Origin of the sequence: Mesotoga sp. UBA5847, from assembly GCF_002432735.1 — a bacterium.
In the GTDB taxonomy this organism is placed as follows: Bacteria; Thermotogota; Thermotogae; order Petrotogales; family Kosmotogaceae; genus Mesotoga.
Genome location: NZ_DJGL01000103.1, coordinates 24132 through 43911, shown reverse-complemented (window position 1 = coordinate 43911; position 19780 = coordinate 24132). Strand labels below are relative to the sequence as shown.

The 19780-nt window shown below is 43.8% G+C and carries 20 protein-coding genes and 2 pseudogenes; 4 read left to right on the top strand and 18 right to left on the bottom strand.

Annotated features, from left to right (window positions below; translation table 11 throughout):
- Window positions 1–168: 168 nt before the first annotated feature.
- The 8 genes from B3K91_RS12810 to B3K91_RS12775 all read right to left on the bottom strand — a co-directional run bounded on the left by B3K91_RS12810 (window position 169) and on the right by B3K91_RS12775 (window position 7140).
- Complete coding sequence (locus B3K91_RS12810; RefSeq protein ID WP_292590284.1) at window positions 169–1146, bottom strand: ATP-binding protein; 978 nt, start codon at window positions 1144–1146, stop codon at window positions 169–171.
- A complete protein-coding gene (locus tag B3K91_RS12805) occupies window positions 1143–1817 on the bottom strand; it encodes a response regulator transcription factor (RefSeq protein WP_214059891.1) in 675 nt (224 codons plus the stop codon). Before B3K91_RS12805 ends, B3K91_RS12810 begins: the two co-directional genes overlap by 4 nt.
- A complete protein-coding gene (gene phoU / locus B3K91_RS12800; protein WP_292590283.1) occupies window positions 1814–2491 on the bottom strand; it encodes a phosphate signaling complex protein PhoU in 678 nt (225 codons plus the stop codon). The genes B3K91_RS12805 and phoU overlap by 4 nt, the downstream gene beginning before the upstream one ends.
- Before the next feature lie 15 nt (window positions 2492–2506).
- The gene (gene pstB, locus B3K91_RS12795) at window positions 2507–3259 is read right to left on the bottom strand and encodes a phosphate ABC transporter ATP-binding protein PstB (protein WP_214059893.1); all 753 of its coding nucleotides are present in this window, start codon (window positions 3257–3259) and stop codon (window positions 2507–2509) included.
- A 1-nt stretch (window position 3260) separates the two neighbouring features.
- Complete coding sequence (gene pstA, locus B3K91_RS12790; protein WP_214059894.1) at window positions 3261–4097, bottom strand: phosphate ABC transporter permease PstA; 837 nt, start codon at window positions 4095–4097, stop codon at window positions 3261–3263.
- Entirely contained in the window at window positions 4094–4969 is an 876-nt protein-coding gene (gene pstC, locus B3K91_RS12785) for a phosphate ABC transporter permease subunit PstC (protein ID WP_214059895.1), read from the bottom strand. The genes pstA and pstC overlap by 4 nt, the downstream gene beginning before the upstream one ends.
- Before the next feature lie 16 nt (window positions 4970–4985).
- On the bottom strand, window positions 4986–5810 hold the full coding sequence (locus B3K91_RS12780) for a PstS family phosphate ABC transporter substrate-binding protein (protein ID WP_292590281.1): 825 nt from the start codon (window positions 5808–5810) through the stop codon (window positions 4986–4988).
- A 271-nt stretch (window positions 5811–6081) separates the two neighbouring features.
- The gene (locus tag B3K91_RS12775; RefSeq protein WP_292590280.1) at window positions 6082–7140 is read right to left on the bottom strand and encodes a metallophosphoesterase; all 1059 of its coding nucleotides are present in this window, start codon (window positions 7138–7140) and stop codon (window positions 6082–6084) included.
- Window positions 7141–7454: 314 nt separating this feature from the next.
- On the opposite strand from B3K91_RS12775, the gene B3K91_RS12770 reads away from it, so the two are divergent.
- Entirely contained in the window at window positions 7455–8390 is a 936-nt protein-coding gene (locus B3K91_RS12770; protein WP_103134656.1) for a magnesium transporter CorA family protein, read from the top strand.
- On the opposite strand, the gene B3K91_RS12765 is transcribed toward B3K91_RS12770, so the two are convergent.
- From B3K91_RS12765 to uvsE, 6 genes are all read right to left on the bottom strand, one after another.
- Window positions 8380–9279 carry a glycosyltransferase family 4 protein gene (locus B3K91_RS12765; protein ID WP_292590278.1) on the bottom strand — a complete coding sequence of 300 codons (900 nt, stop codon included), beginning with the start codon at window positions 9277–9279 and terminating at the stop codon, window positions 8380–8382. The two genes, B3K91_RS12770 and B3K91_RS12765, sit on opposite strands and share 11 nt — an antisense overlap.
- Window positions 9279–10439: a DegT/DnrJ/EryC1/StrS family aminotransferase gene (locus B3K91_RS12760; protein WP_292590276.1), complete on the bottom strand. Its 1161-nt coding sequence runs from the start codon at window positions 10437–10439 to the stop codon at window positions 9279–9281. The genes B3K91_RS12765 and B3K91_RS12760 overlap by 1 nt, the downstream gene beginning before the upstream one ends.
- Window positions 10439–10978 carry a hypothetical protein gene (locus tag B3K91_RS12755; RefSeq protein WP_214060561.1) on the bottom strand — a complete coding sequence of 180 codons (540 nt, stop codon included), beginning with the start codon at window positions 10976–10978 and terminating at the stop codon, window positions 10439–10441. The genes B3K91_RS12760 and B3K91_RS12755 overlap by 1 nt, the downstream gene beginning before the upstream one ends.
- Window positions 10975–12846, bottom strand: coding sequence for a nucleoside-diphosphate sugar epimerase/dehydratase (locus B3K91_RS12750; RefSeq protein ID WP_414674178.1), 1872 nt, complete (start codon window positions 12844–12846; stop codon window positions 10975–10977). The genes B3K91_RS12755 and B3K91_RS12750 overlap by 4 nt, the downstream gene beginning before the upstream one ends.
- Window positions 12847–12923: 77 nt before the next feature.
- Window positions 12924–13190 (bottom strand): hypothetical protein, encoded by a 267-nt coding sequence (locus tag B3K91_RS12745; protein ID WP_292590273.1) that lies wholly within the window; start codon window positions 13188–13190, stop codon window positions 12924–12926.
- Window positions 13191–13195: 5 nt separating this feature from the next.
- Entirely contained in the window at window positions 13196–13831 is a 636-nt protein-coding gene (uvsE, locus tag B3K91_RS12740; protein ID WP_292590271.1) for a UV DNA damage repair endonuclease UvsE, read from the bottom strand.
- Window positions 13832–13915: 84 nt separating this feature from the next.
- Between uvsE and B3K91_RS12735 the strand changes: the two genes are divergently transcribed.
- Window positions 13916–14512, top strand: coding sequence for a GerMN domain-containing protein (locus tag B3K91_RS12735; protein WP_292590268.1), 597 nt, complete (start codon window positions 13916–13918; stop codon window positions 14510–14512).
- Window positions 14513–14660: 148 nt separating this feature from the next.
- Here the strand turns inward: B3K91_RS12735 and B3K91_RS12730 are convergent, their stop codons facing one another.
- Window positions 14661–15293, bottom strand: a complete 633-nt coding sequence (locus tag B3K91_RS12730) for a hypothetical protein (protein WP_292590266.1) — start codon at window positions 15291–15293, stop codon at window positions 14661–14663.
- A gap of 259 nt (window positions 15294–15552) precedes the next feature.
- Window positions 15553–16896 (bottom strand): transglutaminase-like domain-containing protein, encoded by a 1344-nt coding sequence (locus B3K91_RS12725; protein WP_292590264.1) that lies wholly within the window; start codon window positions 16894–16896, stop codon window positions 15553–15555.
- 757 nt (window positions 16897–17653) lie between these two features.
- Here B3K91_RS12725 and bcp point away from each other — a divergent pair.
- On the top strand, window positions 17654–18124 hold the full coding sequence (gene bcp / locus B3K91_RS12720) for a thioredoxin-dependent thiol peroxidase (RefSeq protein ID WP_214079830.1): 471 nt from the start codon (window positions 17654–17656) through the stop codon (window positions 18122–18124).
- Between the two features lie 69 nt (window positions 18125–18193).
- On the opposite strand, the pseudogene B3K91_RS13725 reads toward bcp, so the two are convergent.
- Window positions 18194–18430: pseudogene (locus B3K91_RS13725) on the bottom strand (GNAT family N-acetyltransferase); the annotation flags it as partial.
- 26 nt (window positions 18431–18456) lie between these two features.
- Window positions 18457–18762, bottom strand: a complete 306-nt coding sequence (locus B3K91_RS12715; protein ID WP_292590261.1) for a hypothetical protein — start codon at window positions 18760–18762, stop codon at window positions 18457–18459.
- Window positions 18763–19180: 418 nt separating this feature from the next.
- Here B3K91_RS12715 and B3K91_RS12710 point away from each other — a divergent pair.
- Window positions 19181–19432: pseudogene (locus tag B3K91_RS12710) on the top strand (IS1634 family transposase); the annotation flags it as partial.
- Between the last annotated feature and the right edge of the window lie 348 nt (window positions 19433–19780).

The following is a 19780-nucleotide window of genomic DNA, read 5'->3' as shown; positions in this document are numbered from 1 at the left end:
GTTCGAATTTGGTTTGAATGAACACTTTCTTCATATTATAGCATGTGCAAAATCCGTTCAAGCCGAACGCACACTTGTTTGAGATAATTGGTGAGAGACCTGCTGAGAGCAGTATGAGTCGGTTATACGTGGAAGATCAGACATATTGGAGTCTTGAAGGTGATACGCTTACATGTTCTTGGGAAAAGTAATGGTTACAGTTGTCCCCATCATATATCTTGACCTGACGTCTATTGTCCCATTTATTAGATTTAGAGCGTGCTTGACGAGAGATAGCCCCAATCCAAGTCCAGACGACCCCGATGTCCTAGCGTTGCTAGCTCGATAGAATCTTTCAAATATTCTGGGGAGTTCGTCACTCTTAATGCCTATTCCATCATCCTTCACGGAGATGTAGATATTAGATTCGTCTTCACGAGAAACCACTTCGATTTTATTCCCGACACTCGAATACTTGACAGCATTCGAGATGAGGTTGGATATTACTCTGAAGAGGAGCATCGAGTCCACGGCGGCATAAGTATCCGGCGACACAGTTGTGATGATCTCGAGTTTCTTTCGATTCCATTTGGCTTGAAGGTCGCCTATGGCTTCATCTACAAGTTCTCTTAGATTCACTGTTTCAACTTTTACTCTGTAGTTCTGCAGTTCGAGGTTGGATAGTATACCAAGCTCTTCGACGAGTCTTGAAAGTCTTCCTGTTGATCTGGATATTCTATCGATTGTCTCAGAGACATCGTTGGGCAGTTCACTGTTCCTGTCCATCAGTAGTTGCACGTAGCCGTTTATGACGGCCAGAGGTGTTGAGAATTCATGAACGATTGAATTTACGAAATCCATCTTGGCACTCTCAAACAACTTTTCACTTGTTATATTTCTGGCAATCACGTAAGGGGGTGAGACTTTGATCTTCAAATAGTGGGTTGTCTCGTCTTTAACAAATACCGTATCTGTACAGTAATGAGATCCAGAGATGAAGCTGTCTACTATGTTCGAAATCCCCTGAACATGAAGAGCATCGGGAAGAGCCGATCCCTCGATTTCGCCAAGTAACTTTTTGGCCGATAAGTTCGCATACGATATAACCAGGCCTTCATCGACCATTATGATTCCTTCACTGAGTTCGTTGAGCAATGATTCGTTCACTTCTGATCCCCTAGTGCAAATTTGTAGCCCACTCCCCTTACTGTCCGAATGAACCCTTCTCCGATTTTTTCTCTTAGTTTGCTGATGTGTACGTCTACAGTTCTGAAGTCTCCGAAGAAATCAATCCCCCACACCTTATCCAGCAGCTCTTCTCGCGTGAAAACCCTCCCGGGATTCTCCGCTAGCAACTTTAGCAACTCGAATTCACGTCTGGTGAGTTCTTCGGTCCTGCCGTTCTTGGTAACGGTGTACGATTTCAGGTTCACAATGGCCTCGCCTATTGCAAGATTCTCGTCCAATGTGCCGGATAGCTCGCTTCTCCTCATTACGGCCTTTATTCTCGCTACGAGAGCCCGCGGATTAAAAGGCTTTGTGACATAGTCATCGGCACCTAGTTCCAATCCGAGTATCATGTCAAGGTCCGATTTCCTTGCAGTCAAGAAGATTATGGGAATTCTTGGATGCTTAATCCTGATCTTCTTCACTAGATCAAGACCGTTTGCATCGGGCAGCATAATGTCAAGTAATATTACGTCTGGTCTTCCTGCCCGAAGAGCTGTCCAGAGTTCCTCTGCACTCGCGGCTGTGAAAGTCTCCATACTCTCGTTTTCGCAAGCTGTCCTAACAATGTTCAGAATATCGAGATCGTCATCAACAATCAATACCTTCAACGTCGCATTTCCTCCTTAAGACTCTCACCCTTTTTTATGTAGTAGATCTCTTCAGCGATATTCGTTGCATGGTCGCCGGCTCTTTCCAGAAATCTTGATACTAGCAACAGGTCAAGAAGCTGACCAATTGCGCCGGGGTCAGACATGCTTATCAGCTTGTCTCTCACTTCCCTCTTGATGTAAAGATAGTATTCGTCAACCTTACTGTCTTCAGTCCAAACTCCCTTGGCGGCTTCCGTATCCTTGCCGTAATAAGCGTCAATTACCTCTTCCAGCATCTTTTCTACCACGGCAGTCATCTTCTTTATGTGAATGAGGGGCTTGACCAGAGTCTGGTTCTCGTACCCAACTGCAACTTCAGCAATATTTACAGCAAGATCGCCTATCCTTTCTAGATCTGTAGCCAATTTCATCATCGTCAGAACATACCTGAGGTCTTCTGCCAGAGGTTGAAATCGGCCAATGTAATTGCAGATTTCCGTATCCATTTTTCTCTGCAAGTCATCAATAACTTCATCGTTTTCGATAACAGTTCTTGCAAGGTCGCCATCAAGTCTATCCAGCGCATCGATGGCTTTCTGAATACTGGATCTTACGTTCTCCATCATGTCTGAAAGCATTGATTTGAGCCTGTTGAGTCCCGCTTCAAGATGTCTTTGTCTCTCTGGTGTCATCAGAACCAACTCCCGTCAACTAAAGATTCCTCTCAGATAGTCGCTTGTCCTTTGATCCTTGGGATTTGAGGTAATCTTTTCCGTCGTATCAAACTCTACTAACTCTCCAACATAAAAGAACATAACATAATCCGAGATCCTCAGTGCCTGCTGCAAATTGTGGGTTACTATAACAATAGTATACTTCTCAGAGAGTTCTTCTATTAACGTTTCTATTCTCTGAGTAGCAATAGGGTCAAGAGCGCTTGTCGGCTCGTCCAACAAAAGGACGTCGGGTTCTACAGAAAGAGCCCTTGCTATGCAGAGTCTTTGCTGCTGGCCTCCCGACAGATTTGCTGCATTCTTCTTCAGTTCATCTTTGACTTCGTCCCATAGAGCAGCTTGCTTTAGTGATTTCTCGGTTATTTCACGCAGAACTTGGCGGTTCCTAATGCCATGAATTCTTGGGCCGTAAGTGACGTTTTCCTGTATTGTCTTCGGAAAGGGATTTGGCTTCTGAAATACCATTCCGATATGTTTCCTGAGTAATACAGGATCCATATCTAGAATCTCATCGCCTAAGAGCTTGACAGAACCGGTATGCTTGTATGAAGGAATTAAGTCATTCATTCGGTTTAGAACTCTCAGAAAGGTCGATTTCCCACAACCTGACGGACCTACTACTGCAGTTACCTTTCTCTGAGGTATATCACAGGTAACTTCTTTAAGAGCATGCTTCTCGCCATAGAAGACATTTAGGTTTTTTATTTTGAATATTGGTTCAGTCATCTCATCCCTCCATCTTCCGAGATTCCCTTCTTCTCCTGATTGCAACCGACATGAACAGCGCCACCACGATGATCAAGAGAACTGATACGCTTCCCTCCAACTTTGGAGTTACATTATCAGGATATATCGCGGAGAGCACGAAAATATGTGTAGGAAGAGCCATCGCCGGTTCAAAAGGACTAGAAGGATTTCTGGTTATATAGAATGCAGCTCCTGTGAAAAGCAACGGCGCGGTCTCACCAATTATTCTTCCAATTGCGATGATTACTCCGGTAAGTATTCTTGAAGAGGATGCAGGTATAACAATTTTGAAGGTTGTTTCGGCTTTATTGGCGCCCAAGGCCAGCGATGCTTCTCTGTATGACTTCGGGACCGCTACAAGACTTTCATGAGTATTGGAGATTATATACGGAAGTGACATAATTCCGAGTGTCAGACCTCCTGCAATGACTGAAGTTCCGAATCCAAAGGTGATCGAGAAAAGCGACAAGCCGAACATTCCGAAGACGACGGAAGGTATTCCGGCAAGAATATTGTTTGCTGTAAGCACTAGGCGCTGCAGACGATTCTCCTTACTATACTCACTGAGATATACTGCTGCGAGTATCCCAACAGGTACCGAGAAAAGAAGAGCTATCGACAGGAAATAAACAGTCCCCAGTATTGAAGGCCAGATTCCGCCTTCGGTCATTGAGTTTCTTGGAAATGAAGTCAGAAACTCCAGGTTTATATCATCTAGACCAGACAGTATTAGGAACCCTACGATTAAAAGAATTATGGTCACCAGAAGATAGGATATGATTCCGAAAACTATCTTCGCAATTCTATCTATTATCATCTTCTCATTCCTCTCTTCAAGCGCATTGCCGTAACTGTGAAGATAAGTGATATCATCAGAAGGACTACTCCTATCATGAAGAGGGCGAAGTAATGAGTACTTGCTAGCTCCACTTCTCCCATTTCACCTGCTATTGCAGCTGTTAGGGGTCTTACAGGATCGAAGATTGATTGTGGAATCATGGTTGCCCCCCCTGCAATCATTAAGACCACCATCGTCTCTCCAATTATTCTATTCGTTCCAAGAATGATTGCGTTGAGAATTCCACTTCTGGCCTGGGGAATGAGCACCCTGAAAAGAGTTGAGGTCATATTGGCGCCGAGTGCCAGTGAGGCTTCTTTCTGATCTACTGGGACGGCTTTCAACGCATCTTCTATCAGAGTTACGAAATAAGGTATTGCAAGAACAGAAAGCATCAAAGAGGCATTCAAAATATTCAGTCCGGTCCACACTTTCATCGGGAATAGGTCCATCAACCATTTGGAAATATATTTGAGACCAAAACTTCCCAGTACTACTGAAGGTATTCCCGCCGTAAGCTCAAATACATACTTCAGGAAATCATGTGTCTTCCTGTTTCCGAACTCCGCAAGGAAAATAGCGGATATGAACCCCAACGGGATAGAGATAAGCAATGTAAGCCCTGTGACTGCAAGCGTGCCGGACAAGAGAGCGAGGATGCCGAATTCGGCATCCTCGTACGTTGGGTACCAGCGAGTGCTGAGGAAGAAGTCTCTCAAAGATATCTTTCCAAAGACTCTAACTCCATCAGATATCAGAAAGAAGAATATTCCGAACAGAATAACCATTGTCAGTAGGGCAGCGCCCGTTACCAACACTCTTGAGAAAAGGTCAATTCTCTTCCTACTCAACTCGCTTCATCCGTTCCTACTCTATGCCGTAAGCGTTTACATAGCCCACACTGAGAACCGCCGACTGGCCTTCAGGTGAAAGAGCGAATCTCAAGAAGTCTCCTATAACACCGGTGGGGAGTCCGTTGGTTGCATCGACAAACATGAATAGCGGCCTTGATATTGGGTATGCACCGGAGTTTACGTTAGCTACGGTCGGTTCAATATTCTCTACTGTAAGAGCTTTCACGTCTTCAGTTATGTATCCCATGCCTATGTAACCGATCGCATACTTGTTCTGCATTATTTGCTCGACTTCCGCCCTTGTCGATGCCAATTGCTGAACCTGAGGGGCCAGCTTATCGCCTTTCATAACATGTTCAACAAAATACTCAAATGTTCCCGATGCATTATCTCTGGACAGCGGAACTATTCTGTTCTTTGGCAGCGAAGAATCGATTTGATTCCATGTGGTCACCTTACCCGAGTAAATGTCGTAAAGCTGTTGAACAGTTATGTTTTCGATCTCAAGAGACTTATTGACAACTATTGCTATTCCATCGTATGCAACGATGAAGGGAATGAAGTACTTACCTTCTTTGTTCATCTGCTCGATCTCCGAGCTCTTGATCCATCTACTGGAGTTTGCTATGTCTGCCTGTCCGTTGAACAGAGCTTTTATACCGGTTGAAGACCCCGCACCCTCAATCGATATCTCTGCATCCGGGTTGATTTCTTTGTAGGCTTCGGCCCACAGCTGTGCGACAGGATAAACAGTGTTTGAGCCCTTAATAACAAGAGTAGAACCAAATGCCGTTCCGACTAACATGAGCAAAACAAATACAGTACCGAAACTCTTCATGGCCACACCTCCTGAAGTTTTTTCCACATTTTATTTATACACAGAAGGTGTTATAGGGGTTTTATTAGAGTATTCCTATTTGTCCTTGCTGCTGAAATGTGCTGCTAGAGAAGAATTTCCGAGCAATAAGTAGTGCAAGTTCAGATTCTTGAAGTCTCCGGCAGTCGCACTATATTGTAAAATCCTTATCAGTAGGTGCTTATGAACGACAACGACGATTATTATCGGTGGTTTAAGAACTTTACGCTTCCTGAATTGCAGTAAAGAGCCGTTAATCTCGTCTCTGGATATAGAAACTGTCGAGAATCAATCCCTTTGCCGTCTTCGCATAACCAAACAGACCATCAACGGTATAGTTGAACAACATGTAGTGATATGCATTTGCAGAGGCGATCAGGTCTTTTCCTGAACCAATGTCATAGAGCGGTGCACCACCACCGGCTGAAATAACGTAGGTCACACCGTTTTTCTCGACCCTCTGGTAACCGTGATCATGCCCGTTTAGAACTAGATCTACTTTGTAATCTTCGAATACCGGTACAAGATACTGCTTTATATAGAGATGGTCGCCATGAGGACCGAAACTATAGGGGGGATGGTGGAAGTAGACTATTGTGAATGCAGGGTCTTCCTCTTTTGCCTCTTCGAGTTCCGTCAACAGCCAAATGTACTGCTGTGAATACTTGTCGAAAGCTTCATTCGTATTTAGACAGATAAAGAATACGTCTCCGTACCAGAAGCTATAGTATCGCTTATTGCCGGGAAAAGCAAAGAACTTTGTGTAGTTCTCAGCAGATGCCTCGTGATTACCAATTGTACTGTAGAAGACGCTATCCGATAAGATGTCAATTACATTGAAAAAACTTGTCCATTCATCGAGAGTGTCGTCTGAGGATACGAGATCTCCTGTATGTATGACCAGCGGAACATTTTCACGGGCAATTCCATGGGCAATTTCGAGATGCACCGCATGGTTGCTCCTGCTGTCTCCATAGACTGCGAAGCTAAATGGGGTCCTTTTCAAAGGAGCTGTTGTAAGTATGCCGCCATTCCTGAAGATTACTTTTCCGTCCTTTTCGCTTTTTACAGTGTATGCGTAACTCATTCCCGGTTGAAGACCGGAGACTTTGAATCTGTGCAACGTAACTTCCTGCTCGGAATAGATTGATTCATTTGAACCATCGTATACTATCAGGAAAGAGTCGGAAGGCTCCTCGGTAAACCAGTTAATCGTTACCCCATCCCCAGAAACATCATTAAGATAGAGAGAAAAGAGCTGAGAGATTGCCAGAAGAAATATCAGAATTGTGTATTTTTTCACTTTAGTCATCTCCTTTGGTCTGTTGTAGCTGTTAAGACTGATCCAACTCATAAGAGATTATAACGAAAAAGCGGTTTTGTATCTCGTCATAAAATCTCGCGAATTCCATTTTATTTTAGATGGCAGACAACTATCCGGCGGTTCAGAGAATTTCGGATCACGAGATAGTGATGATTAATTGCGTGATATAATCTCAAAGCGGAGGTGAGCCAAATGGAATTATACAGTAGTGAGAGTGAACCACCACTTTGATTTGTCTCGCCCATTGAAGCCTCCCTCTATCTAATCGGAGTTGCTTTGCTACTAGAAGAGGAGGTGTAGGTGTGCGAGAGATACTGATTTCAGAGAATGGAAAAATGAAAGTCATAGAGTCACCGACGGAAGGCTGCTGGATCAATGTTATTGCACCTGACAGTGGTGATATAGCTTTTCTCAGAAGTTTGGAGATCGACGAGGACTTTGTGTATGATGCTCTAGATCAGGAAGAAAGGGCAAGGTTTGAGCAAGACGAAGAACTCATCTACGTGATTACTAAGCTTCCATACTTCGATATCAACGACGAGGCGGTTCCTTACAGAACGACCACTCTTGGTATCGCTATGAAGTCCGGTTATTTTGTTACCATAAGTGGTTTCGAAAACGCCATTGTTTCTGACATAGTTGAAGGCAGAGTTAGGGACATATCAACCAAGAAGCGTAATCGTTTTCTTCTAAGAATCTTCGATAGGGCAACGGTTTATTACCTTAGGTATCTGAAGGAAATCCGAAGACTGTCAAATGAAGTCGAATCAGAGTTGCACAGATCGACCAGGAATCAAGAACTGGTGGCAATGTTGAATCTTGAAAAGTCTTTGGTCTTCTTTACCACATCTCTTAGGTCCAACGAGTTGATGTTTGAAAAGCTGAAGAGAGCCAACATTCTAACTTTATACGAGGAGGACGAAGAGCTGTTTGAGGATATTTCCATTGAGAACAGACAGGCTATAGAGATGGCGAATATTTACAGCGACATTCTGACGGGAATGATGGATGCCTTCGCGTCTGTTATTTCCAACAACCTCAACGTTGTAATGAAGATACTGACAATAGTGACTTTGTCTCTTCAGATTCCGACACTGGTTGCATCGATGTATGGAATGAATGTCAAACTTCCTTTTATGAACTACAGTTCTATCTTCTACTGGTCAATGGGTCTCTCGGGAGTTGTGGCGTTTCTTGTTGCCATAATACTCTTCAAAATTAGATGGTTTAAGAAGTAGTTCGTAGAGACTTAAGAAGGAAGATCTGAGTCAACGAAGTCAACAGTAGTACAGGGGGAATTAGCGTAACTGGAAGAAATAGCCCTAAGACTGCATAGAAGAGAGCCATGCCGGTAGATATTAATAGCGTGGCTCTCTTTTTCTGTCCACAGAGCTTGAATATTTTGTCATAATAGTGATCTCTATCACCTGTGAAAGGTGATTTCTTCGCAATAGATCTTCTCAAGAAACCCACGAAAAGGTCAAGTACTACGGGCCAGCAAATAGCTGCAACTCGAACGAAATTCTGACTTCCCCAAGACTGTATGAGTAACGTTCCCACAAATGTTCCGGCGATGTATGATCCCTGGTCCCCCATAAAAAGCCTTGCGGGGGGAAAGTTGAAGATCATATATCCGGCATAAGCGCCAGCGACTGCAAGAGACATAAGAGGCATAAATCCCGTGAAGAAGGCGAAGATTCCGAAAACAATCATATTAGTTGAGCATATTCCGTCAAGTCCATCCACCATATTATAGGCGTTAACCGTTCCTGCAAAGATGATTGATAGTATTATCGAATCGACTGTCGAGAAGCCGTAGATTACGAATGCAACGGAGAATCCAACAAGAATTTCCACTACCAGTCTGATCTTTGGTGATATGCCTCTTATGTCGTCCGCAAAGCCCAGAGTCCACATGATGATTATTGCGGGGAAGAACTCCGGACTCTGAATTAGCCATGGAACAAGCGCAAGTAGAATTGCAGTTCCACCCATATAGCTAATCGGTTTTTCGTGGGGCTTTAGAGTCCCCGAAGGCCTGTCTACCAGATCTAGCTTAATGCCAACTCTACGAAAAAGGAAACATAGTACGGCCGAGAGAACGAGAGCGTAGACAAAAGCCATCATCAGTTATACTCCAAAGCCTTTTCAATAGTGTGAGCAACGAACTGCTGTTCTTCTTCAGACAGATTATTGAAGAAAGGAATAGCAACCGTTCTTCTTGCGAGCTCTTCAGTTACGGGAAACATGCCATTCTTGAATCCAAACTTTGTCATATAAAAGGGTTGAAGGTGTATAGGTCTGAAATAGTCTCTGCACTGAACACCATTGTCATTGAGGTATTTCATGAAGTTGTCTCTCTCTATCTTTTCATCAAGCCTTATGACATACACGAACCAGCCGATACTTGTAGCGTAGTCTGCCACAAAGGGAGTCTCTACTCCATCAATCTTTGAAAGCAATTTCTCATATCTGTCGGCAACTCTCTGCCGCTTTGCTAGAATTTCATCAATTCTCTTAAGCTGCTCTAAACCCAGTGCTGCCGACATCTCGTCCATCCGATAATTGTAGCCCAACCTCACATGTTCAAGCCAATTTTCTGATGTACCTCTTCCCTGATTCCGCATGCTTTTCGATAATTCGGCAATCTTGCTGTCGTCAGTAACAATTATTCCACCCTCCCCAGTTGTGATTTGCTTGTTTGGATAGAATGCAAATGCACCTGCGAGACCGAAAGTGCCGGTTCTCCGCCCCATAAAGGAGCTCCCCAGCGCCTCACATGAATCCTCTATGATTTTTACGCCGTGTCTGTTACAGACACCTTCTATCCCGTCCCATTCAAGGGGATGACCAAAAATATCGACCGCCATGAAAACATCTGGAATGAAGGGTCCTAACTCAATTTGACCTGTATTCAAACCGTTTTTCGAATAATAGCCAAGAGCATCTTCCAAAGTCTCTGGAGAGATGTTGTATGTTGCCTCGTCAATATCTGCGAAAACAGGAACGGCGCCTTCGTATACTGCAACATTGGCTGAGGACACAAAAGTGAAGGAGCTTGTGATCACCGCCTGGTCCTGTTTCAAGTCGAGAGAGCGAACTATAAGATGAAGGGCGCTGGTCCCGCTGTTTACTGCAACTGCGTGCTCGACACCAATATATTCTGCAAACCTTTCTTCAAATTCTGCGACTTTTGGTCCGATGGATAGAATTCCGCTACTCATGATTTCAGTAACAGCGGATATCTCTCTTTCAGTTATGTCCGGTCTGGAAAGGGGTATAAACACTACTTCACCTCCTGGGGAGACTTTGAAAATAGAGAAAGCATTAGTCCCAGCATGAACGACCATAATGCGGCAAGACCAATCTGGAAGTCTTTTGGCAGTAAAAAGGTCAATGTGTGTGCTGGAAGCCAGAACCATATCAGAGAGAATAAGGCTTTATCGACGTTTTTCCAGTTCTTAGCATGAAGAATAAGATTATCGAGCAACCTGTGAAACAGAACCAAGAAGACTCCAAACTGAAGATTCATTGATGCAGACCGTGTGACTGCATTCAGAAATGAGTCTTCTGCGAAGGATGTCGGCAGAATTCTGTTGATTACCAAAGCAGAAACGAATCCCTCGTAGCCAATGAAGGCAATCTTTATGAAGATTGACAGGAAAGCCCATTCTAGCGCCTTCAAAACCATTACGGAAGCAGAGAGGTTTTCCTTAGAACCTGCAATCTTTGCGCTGACGAAATCTCCAAGAGTTCCGAGAATCGCAAACTGAATCATTGCAGAAGCAAAGGGGAAATCTCTGACAAATTCCACATACCATCTCATCGAAAATCACACCCGGCACTTATTTTGACTGTGGCATCGTCAACTATTTCGGCCGTGATTTTGTTCAGCTCTTCAAAATCGTTGTTATCAACGGCTGCCCTAAGGCGACTGGCTATCGAAAATAAGGTCGTTTCATCCATTGCTTCCTTTGTCTTCAGACGAAAAATCTTTGGATGCTTCGTCTGAATAAATTCTTCGTTCGTAAGGACAAGTTCCTCGAATAATTTCTCGCCCGGTCGAACTCCCGTGTACTTTATTTCTATTTCTTGCTGCGGTACGTATCCTGCCAGTGTGATCATCTCGTTTGCAAGAGAAGAGATCTTGACGGGTTCTCCCATATCTAGCACGAAAACGTCTCCGCCTCCGGAGTAAGCTCCTGCCTGAAGCACAAGCGATACAGCTTCTGGGATAGTCATAAAATATCTAGTCATTCTTGGGTCCGTCACGGTAACGGGACCGCCCGACTGGATTTGTTTCTTAAAGAGGGGGATCACGCTTCCTCTGCTTCCCAGAACATTGCCAAATCTGACTATTCCGAACCTTGTTTTACTTCTCGATGAGATAGACCTAACGAACTCCTCTGCGATTCTTTTTGAAACGCCCATTACAGAACTCGGCTTGACGGCTTTATCAGTAGATATTACCACCATAGTCTCCGCACCGAACTCACTGGCAAGCATAGCAACGTTGTAAGTGCCAATGGAATTAACTTTGAACGCTTCCGTCGGGTTCTCCTCCATCAGAGGTACATGTTTGTGAGCCGCTGCATGAAAGATGACTTCGGGTTTCATCGTCTCGAAGATATACCTCATTCTTGATGAATCGGCAACGTCGCAAATCAGCTGACAGAGATCGAGATCGGGAAACAACGACCCAATCTCCTGTCTGATCTCATAGATACTGTTTTCTCCCTTACCCGCCAGCAGCAGTCTTCTGGGCTTCAGTGGAGCTATCTGCCTGCAAAGCTCACTTCCGATGCTTCCTCCGGCACCGGTTACGAGTACAGTTCTTCCGACAATGTAATCCTTAAGTGAATTCGCATCGATGCGCACGCTCTCTCTGCCAAGCAAGTCCTCGATGTTGATCTCTCTCAAGTATCCTAGCTTCGCTTTGCCATCCATTATCTCTGTAATGCTAGGCAGCGTCTGAGCTTTTACCTTTCCCACATCGATCTTTGAGAAAATCCTTCTCAAAGTAGCTGCATCAGCAGAAGGGATTGCGATTATGACTCGCTTCACATCCATCTTTTCAACCAAGGCCATGATTTCGTCTGTGTTTCCCAAAACCGGGATTCCCCTGATCCGTTTTCGAAGTTTTCTTGGGGAATCGTCGATAAACCCTATAACCAGCCCATTTTCTGGGCGGCGAGACAATTCCTCCGCTATTGAAGTTCCCGCATCACCGGCGCCCACTATCAGTACTCTCTCTGCAGAGGAAACGACATGATGATTTCTACTCAATATGCTCAGCCAGAATATCCTTGACCAGATAATCAAAAACACAGAGATAATGGCAGCCATAGTCGATACCGTGAATGGTACCGTAAGAAACCTGATGCCAAAAAGATTCAGAAGTCTTCCGGTAGCAAACCCTACTGCATAACCTATGACGACCGCCCTTAGAATAATCAGATAATCTCTGAAGTAGCTGTAACTCCAGGCTATTGTATAGACTCCATTCAGAATCAGAGAGACTACTATGAATAAGCTGAAGTAGACTCCATTGACAAAAAACTGAGGTTCGTCCAAAGTGAAGATTCCGTATCTGAAGTACATACCTAAAATGAATGCGAAATAGACCATCAACGAATCGAAAACCAGAAGTGTCAGATTTCTTCTGAAGCCACTTAGATCACCGTGTCTTTTCAAGCACCTCACCTCATGGAGATTCTAGCATACTTAGCGCAAGCTCAGAATTCGGAAGCCATCTGAAAATGATCTCAGCTTCAACACCCCTTAGTAACACGAGAAAACCTCTCGTCTGTCTGAGCAACGCGAATCGCAGATTGAGCAGACAGCTCCTTGTCTTTGATCTCGAGCATTATGTCAAAATCATATGAACTGCTTACTCTAAGAAAGTCTGAAAAATGCTCAAGATCGATGCTCTCCGTGTGTTTACCCTTTCTTGCTCCACCTTGTTGAGTGCTGTAGTCGACAACGGGGATGCCGTCTTCAGGAAGCCATGTCCACTGAGAAAGCTTCAGCGAATCCATTTGAGTTATTCCATCGCCGAGAATTGAGTGTGGAATACGTCAAGAAGTACGGGAATACCTGTAGAGTTATCTATCGAGAGACAGTCCACCAGCGAGTAAAGCCTCTCATCATTTTCAATGACTAGCCTTTCGCGTACGTTTTCGGGCAGATATTTGTACCGATCAATGAATCTTTCCATAGCCTCTTTCTTCTTTCCGTAAACTCCACCAAAGTGAATCTGAATCTTCGCACTCTTGTCAAGCCCCATAAGATCCAGAAGCTTGGCATGATACTTAAGCTCAGAAATACTGTTTTCCAGAACTTCACGCTTGGGTGAGTTAAGTAAGACGAACTGATCGGGGTGCATTGAAATCCTCATATCGTATGTTCTTATCATCTTCCCGATTCTGTCGAAGTCACTCTTGAAATGCATCTCCCAGTCAACCCTACAAACAGGGTGGGATGCAAACGGAATCAAGTCTGAGGTTATTCTGAAGAAGAGGATACTCTTCGCTCTGTTGAATTCAAGGATCTTTTCAAGGCACATGAGATTTGCCGCTGTAGTTTCAAGCAATCTCTCTTCGCTGTATGATGAAAGCCTGAGTGTCCTCGCAGAACAGCACTTTACGGTTCTGTTGATGCACGTGTATCCAATCTTCATCTTCTACCTCCTACCATAGTATTTTAGCTGAGTTTCGGATAGAGAATGTATAATTGATTCGATATTGATTGAGAGGTGAGTTCTTTGAGGGTTAAGAAGCAGCAATCTTTCCCATTTCTTAGGGTAGCCGTTGTTGTTTTTTTTGGGCTTTCAATCCTTCTTCTTGTGCTTTTCGCTGTTCAGCTGGGAAAGGTGAAGAATCTTGCGGACAAGATTGCGAACCTCGAAAAGCATCAGGCGGCACTTGAACTGGAGATAAGTGCTGTAACGGGTGTACAGAGAACTATGAACGTTAATCTTTACTATTACAACGAGCTTCTAGACAGATTGATAAACGGTGAAATAGCTTGCGATATAGAAGCTGTTATCCCTGTACAAAGAACAATTCCGGTTTCTCAGTCTCCAATTAACGACGTTGTACGTCTTCTTATAAGAGGTGAACTGACAAAGGCAGAACGAGACCTCGGGTTCAAGACGGAATTCCCTGGCAGAGAGCTTCAGTTTCTTGGAGCGAAGCTGGAAAATGGAGTTCTCTATCTGAGATTCTCGGATCCTTTGGGATTCACTTCAGGTGGATCGTGCAGAGTGAGCCTCCTGAAGGCACAGATTGAGAAGACTGCACTGCAGTTTGATACCGTCAAAAGTGTTGTCTTAGAACCCGAAAACATCTTCCAACCCTAGAGTGAGTGCAAGCTGAAACTGAAGTTTACTATGTGGTAATGCGCAAAGCAATTGACTTTAACAAATATCCGTGGTACAATAATTACTAAGACGTCCGAAAACGGGCGTCTTTTTCGTTGTCTCTCTTTGCTCTGCTATTCCTTTTCATTCAGAAAAAGACAAGTATTATGAGAGTCGTACCTATGATTCCTACTATTCCAAGACCGTATTTCTCCCACTTTGCGAGTCCGGTATGATAATGGAAAGCTCTCATCTCTGTAATCCACCTTGGGACAGCTGCTATCTGGGCTACCGTGAATCTCTCTTTTTTTCCGAAAGTTATCCATGCCCTTCCGGAACCTTCAGCCTCAATTTCAACAGAATAGATCCCCTCTTTAGTGAGCTCTGAGTCGTGCCTGACGTAAAGATATGAGTAAGTATCGCCAAAAAACTCGTACATTATCTCAGGTTCTGTGCTTTCGAGGAAGAAGTCTTCGAGAACCTCTCGATCTGGACCATAAAATGTCAGATTCGGTCGGAAATCTGCAGTTGATTTCATATTGTCAGCTTCCTTTGGTACTCCAAAAAGCATATGAAACTGTTGGCCGGCGGTCCCTTCGAAAACAAATCTGATCTTCTCCGCTGATGAGAAAATGTAGTAATAGATTTGGGAAAGATCAATTTCTTTTACAAGATATGATCCTTCCACAAAGTCTTCAGGAGTAAGGAAAAAGGGAATGTGTGAAAAAGCCGAGCTGGCAAAGACAATCAGTAGTGACACCAAAATCAGTGTCTTCTTCATAGAAAGCCTCCTAAATTGGAATGAATGCAAGTAAGTTTACCAGCAATTGCCTTACTTTCTTTCAGCTGGAAATAGTGGGGAAGCCTAAATCATGAACATCTTTGAGGCAAGCATATAAGACCAGAGAGTTAACTGAGTTGATCGGAGCAAATTTCGTTTAACCACATTCACGGCAGTTAGAGCTGTCTTTGATAGCAATCGAGTATCAAGGCAAAACAACAAGTTTAGTCTCGCCGGGTAATTTCAACTTCAGGAGGAGTCACAATATTCTTTCAAACGATGAAATCTCCAGTAAGTATTCCCACTCATTTGACCTCAAGTTTCTGGACCCGGTTTCGATTTCCCCTACCTGGTTATCGTAAGGATCAGATCTATAGAATCTCTTGGCAGGCACAAGGGGAGACATGAAAGCTGAGTTAGAAACCATTCTGAATGCATCGAGATTACCAAAATAGAATTCTCTGTATGCCGGCATATCTTTTCTTGACCCTCCAAATGAACAGTCTACAGGTAGCCAGCCGAAAGGCTCAACCCAGAACATCGCCCAGTCATGAGGGCTGGCACCCAAAGGAGCTGCAAACCATCCGGACTGCCATCTGGCAGGAATACCTTTAATCCTGCAAAGGGTAATGAACAAGAGAGCCTTCACTCCGCAGTCGCCTCTAAGATTGACGGCTGCGAATTCGGAGAGATTCGGATAGAGTGCATACTCACTCATAAAAGTGTACTTGACGTTTTCACATATCCAGTCGTAAAAACTCTTCGCGATGAAATAAGGGTTATTTTCGCTCCCGACAATTTCCTCCGCCAAAGATCTGACTAGAGGCGAAAAGACTACATGAGGAGCTTGTTCGCATAGATAGCCCGAGAATCTCTTTGCGTCAGGTTCTACACAGCTAAAGGGGTCTAGGGAAGTAGATATTTCGGAGATTTCGTATTCATATTCGATGCTGAAAACCGTATCGTTCTTTGCAGCCGCTTCCATGTATACAGTACGCTGAGAGTAGTTAGCCGGTGATAGAAAATAGCTGTGGCTTGAACTCAAGATCCTCGTTGAAGACACCTGATCTCCAACTCTGGATACAGGTAACCAGCAACGATAGACACTTTCATCGGAACCTTCGACGGAAATCAATGACTTTGCAACTACTCTGAATCTTGCGGGTTGCCTTTCACTTATCAGTCGATCTATTTCTTTGTGAAGAGAGACTCTGGTCGCTTCCCTATCTGTGTTCTTGTTTTTCAGTCGCTTCTCGTATTCTGGCATCGTGAATAGGAGGTTCTTATCGAATCTTTTCTCGAATTTCTCTTCACCGTCGAAAATCATGGAGTCGAGCTTTCTGGCGCTGTTGAGAGAATCGAATTCCCCTTCAGTGAATCCTTCAAGATCTCTTGAGAGAATCCCCAGAGCCTCTGAAGCCGAATAGGGATAGTTGTTTTTGAGCCTTACGATTCTCTCTCTTTCCCACCTTAGTCTTTCAATCATTATCGAAGGGAGATAATCATCAAGTTGGATCTCTATCTCCTTTAAAGCGCCGTCATAATCCCCAATACTTTCGAAGAAGCTTATCTTCTCCGGAAGTTGTGCCGCAAGAAACTTCATATCCGTCCCCCCATTCAGTTCAACCTGTGAACTCAAGATGATTATATCAGCTGCAAGGTCTTTCCAAAAAAAAGGCGGTCTCCGTTCTGAGACCGCTATTCTTTTGAGATATTAGGGGTGGAATTTTCTCCACTGAATAAGCCAAAGCAATTCTGTGCCAGAAAAACTATGCATCGAGTGAGAATCAGCATGCCAAGTCAATGTAAGCCTTTTGAATTTACGTTGAATGCTGTCAATGAACAGATTATGTCATTGAGCTCGCAAGGGAATAATCCTGTGAAAGACGATTACCCCGAAACGGAAATCAGTGTTTCTTTTGTCTTGAATTGCCGAATTCTCACTTTCCGTTTTTCAAAGACAAGCACTGAACTTGATACGCTCATTAAACCTAAACAATCATTGATTCTCCTTGGATTTCGGGGAAGTTCGATTCATGCCATTGTTTTGATCTTGTATGTGCGCCGCATTCATTCACAGATCACTAGAACGTATTCTAGACTGGTAGAGATCCATGCTCAGAGTACTCTTTCGTTATCATAGAGGTTCCTGCGACAGTTAATAGAAGGCATTCTTAATTGATCAGTATAGGATGAATGTAACTCGAGAACTCAAATAATGGCGAGCAGGAAAAGAGAGCTCCGCGTTCGGAAAGAGTAGAGGTATTTGTCATATAATGGTTGTTGAAGAGACGGCGCCTAGCTTTGGTCAAGTGAAGAGTATGTAGTTGGCAGCCAGTATGAATTCCGGAGGTGCTAATGTGGCAGAAATCGAGTTGAACAAAGCTGTTCCCGATTTTTCTTTGCCCGATCAGACCGGAACTGAAGTGTCATTGTCGGATTTTTCGGGCAAGAGAGTCGTTCTATACTTCTACCCAAAAGACAATACTTCGGGTTGTACTCTTGAGGCGGAAAACTTCAGAGATCTAGCGGATCAATTTGCCAGTAACAATGCGGTTGTAATAGGAATCAGCAGGGACAGTCAAAAGTCTCATCAAGGCTTCGCACTCAAACTTGATCTAAACTTCTCCATTCTAAGCGATAAGAATGAAGAGATACACAAGCTGTTTGACGTGATTAAGCCGAAGAAGATGTACGGTAAGGAGTATCTGGGAACTGAGAGATCGACGTTCATTATTGACGAAGAAGGGGTTCTCATTAGGGAGTATAGAGGCGTTAAAGCAAAGGGTCACGCACAAGAAGTCCTGAATTTCATAAGCAAGTTGAAGTAGGCGGGATAAGTAGTCTGTAGCAAACCTTGCTATACATCTTTTCGAAACCCTCTTTAGAGATAGAGCCTTTTCATTTGCCGCATTCACCGAAAGGACACTTTCAAGTTCGTGTTTCAGCGAAAGCCGTAATGCCTTTCGCAATAATAACCTACCGAATTCATGCCCCTGAAAGCGCGGCAGAACTGCTATGGGACCGATTTCCAGATGTCCATCTTCGTTGATTTCTGAGAAGAAGGGCCCGATAGGCTCATTCCCCTTAAGAAGAAGCTGGATACCGGAATCAGGTACCTTTCTGTTTGAAGTCAGTTCTCTCAGTTTGTCCTCGGTGATGTCTAAGTGACCTGCAATTTCAGCGAAGGCCGAGTTGATAATACAACAGTATGCCTGTCCACGAAGGTCAATCGAGAAATCTGTGAATTGATTTCCTTGGGAATGTCGAGTGAAACGTGCTCAAGCCCTCCTTTTAGGACAAAAAAGTATCTTTCTATGGAGAAACCGATTTCCTCAAGGATTTTCTGAACCGGTCGCCCGGGTGAGACGAAGATATATACTTCGTCAACTTCGGAAATCATACCGGAAATGGAATTCAGAAGCGACCTGTAAGCACCGACTTGCGAAGTTTCTGAATGAAAGATCATGAACCTTCCCTTTCCAGCCTTTCTATAAGGTTCTTCAAGGATCAGTGAAGCTGCTCCAATTACTCTTCCATCTTCACTTAAGAGTACTACAGAGGGATGTCTCTCATCTGCAACAAAGTCGTCGCAAGGAAGATATTAATCGTCGTGTTCTGGTGCCACACGACGACTGTATTCTATGAAACTCTTCAGGATTGAGTCGTCTACCTTTTTTATCGCGCGACACCACCTTCATTCAAGCGTATAACGCATATTCTATCTCAGATCCGGCGTCGTAATGCATCATAATTAAATCTACTCAAGAGGGAGTTAATGCATCAAAATAGAATCTACTTAAAGTCGAGTGTTTCTGGCAAAACAGGCAAAATAGAACACTCCTTTCTTACTTATTGAGGAAGAGCGATTTCCTACTTGCCAAAAACAGGTGAAGGGACACATAATGATCTGTTTCCTTGCGCTTGTAATGGAGACTGCCTTATGTAGAAAGCTGAAAGAGATTGGAAGTACTTTCTCTTACGCAGAAATACTTGAAGACTTGAAAGAGATAAGGGCAGTTGAGCTAACGGTAGAAGGCAAACGCTTTCTTGCAAGGACTGAAATGATGGGCAATGCTTACGACGCTTTCAAATCACTCAAAATAAGACCACCGGATCTACTCAAAGAGATTGCATAATTGACCACTGTGGTGGTACGTCTGTTTTTCTTTTCATTTTTCCCCTTGTTTAGCTGTTTTTAGATTTGTCGCTGTCAAAGTTGAGTCTAAGTTCTCATTCCTGCAAATTGATCTGCTTCTTAAGTGGGGCAGCGATTTCTAAAGCTAACTCTTGAAAGGTCTGGCGATGGAGCACTTCAAAAGCAATGAGAGCAATAAGTTCAGGTTTTCTTGGTACCGCCAGTATAATCTGCAAAGTGCAACAATTGCAGCAAACTTCGAAGCCTTTTTCTTGCGATTGTTGTCGTCTGGTGAACTTAGATGCTATCTGAGGTCAATATCTCCGATCATTCAACGTATCGATATGCT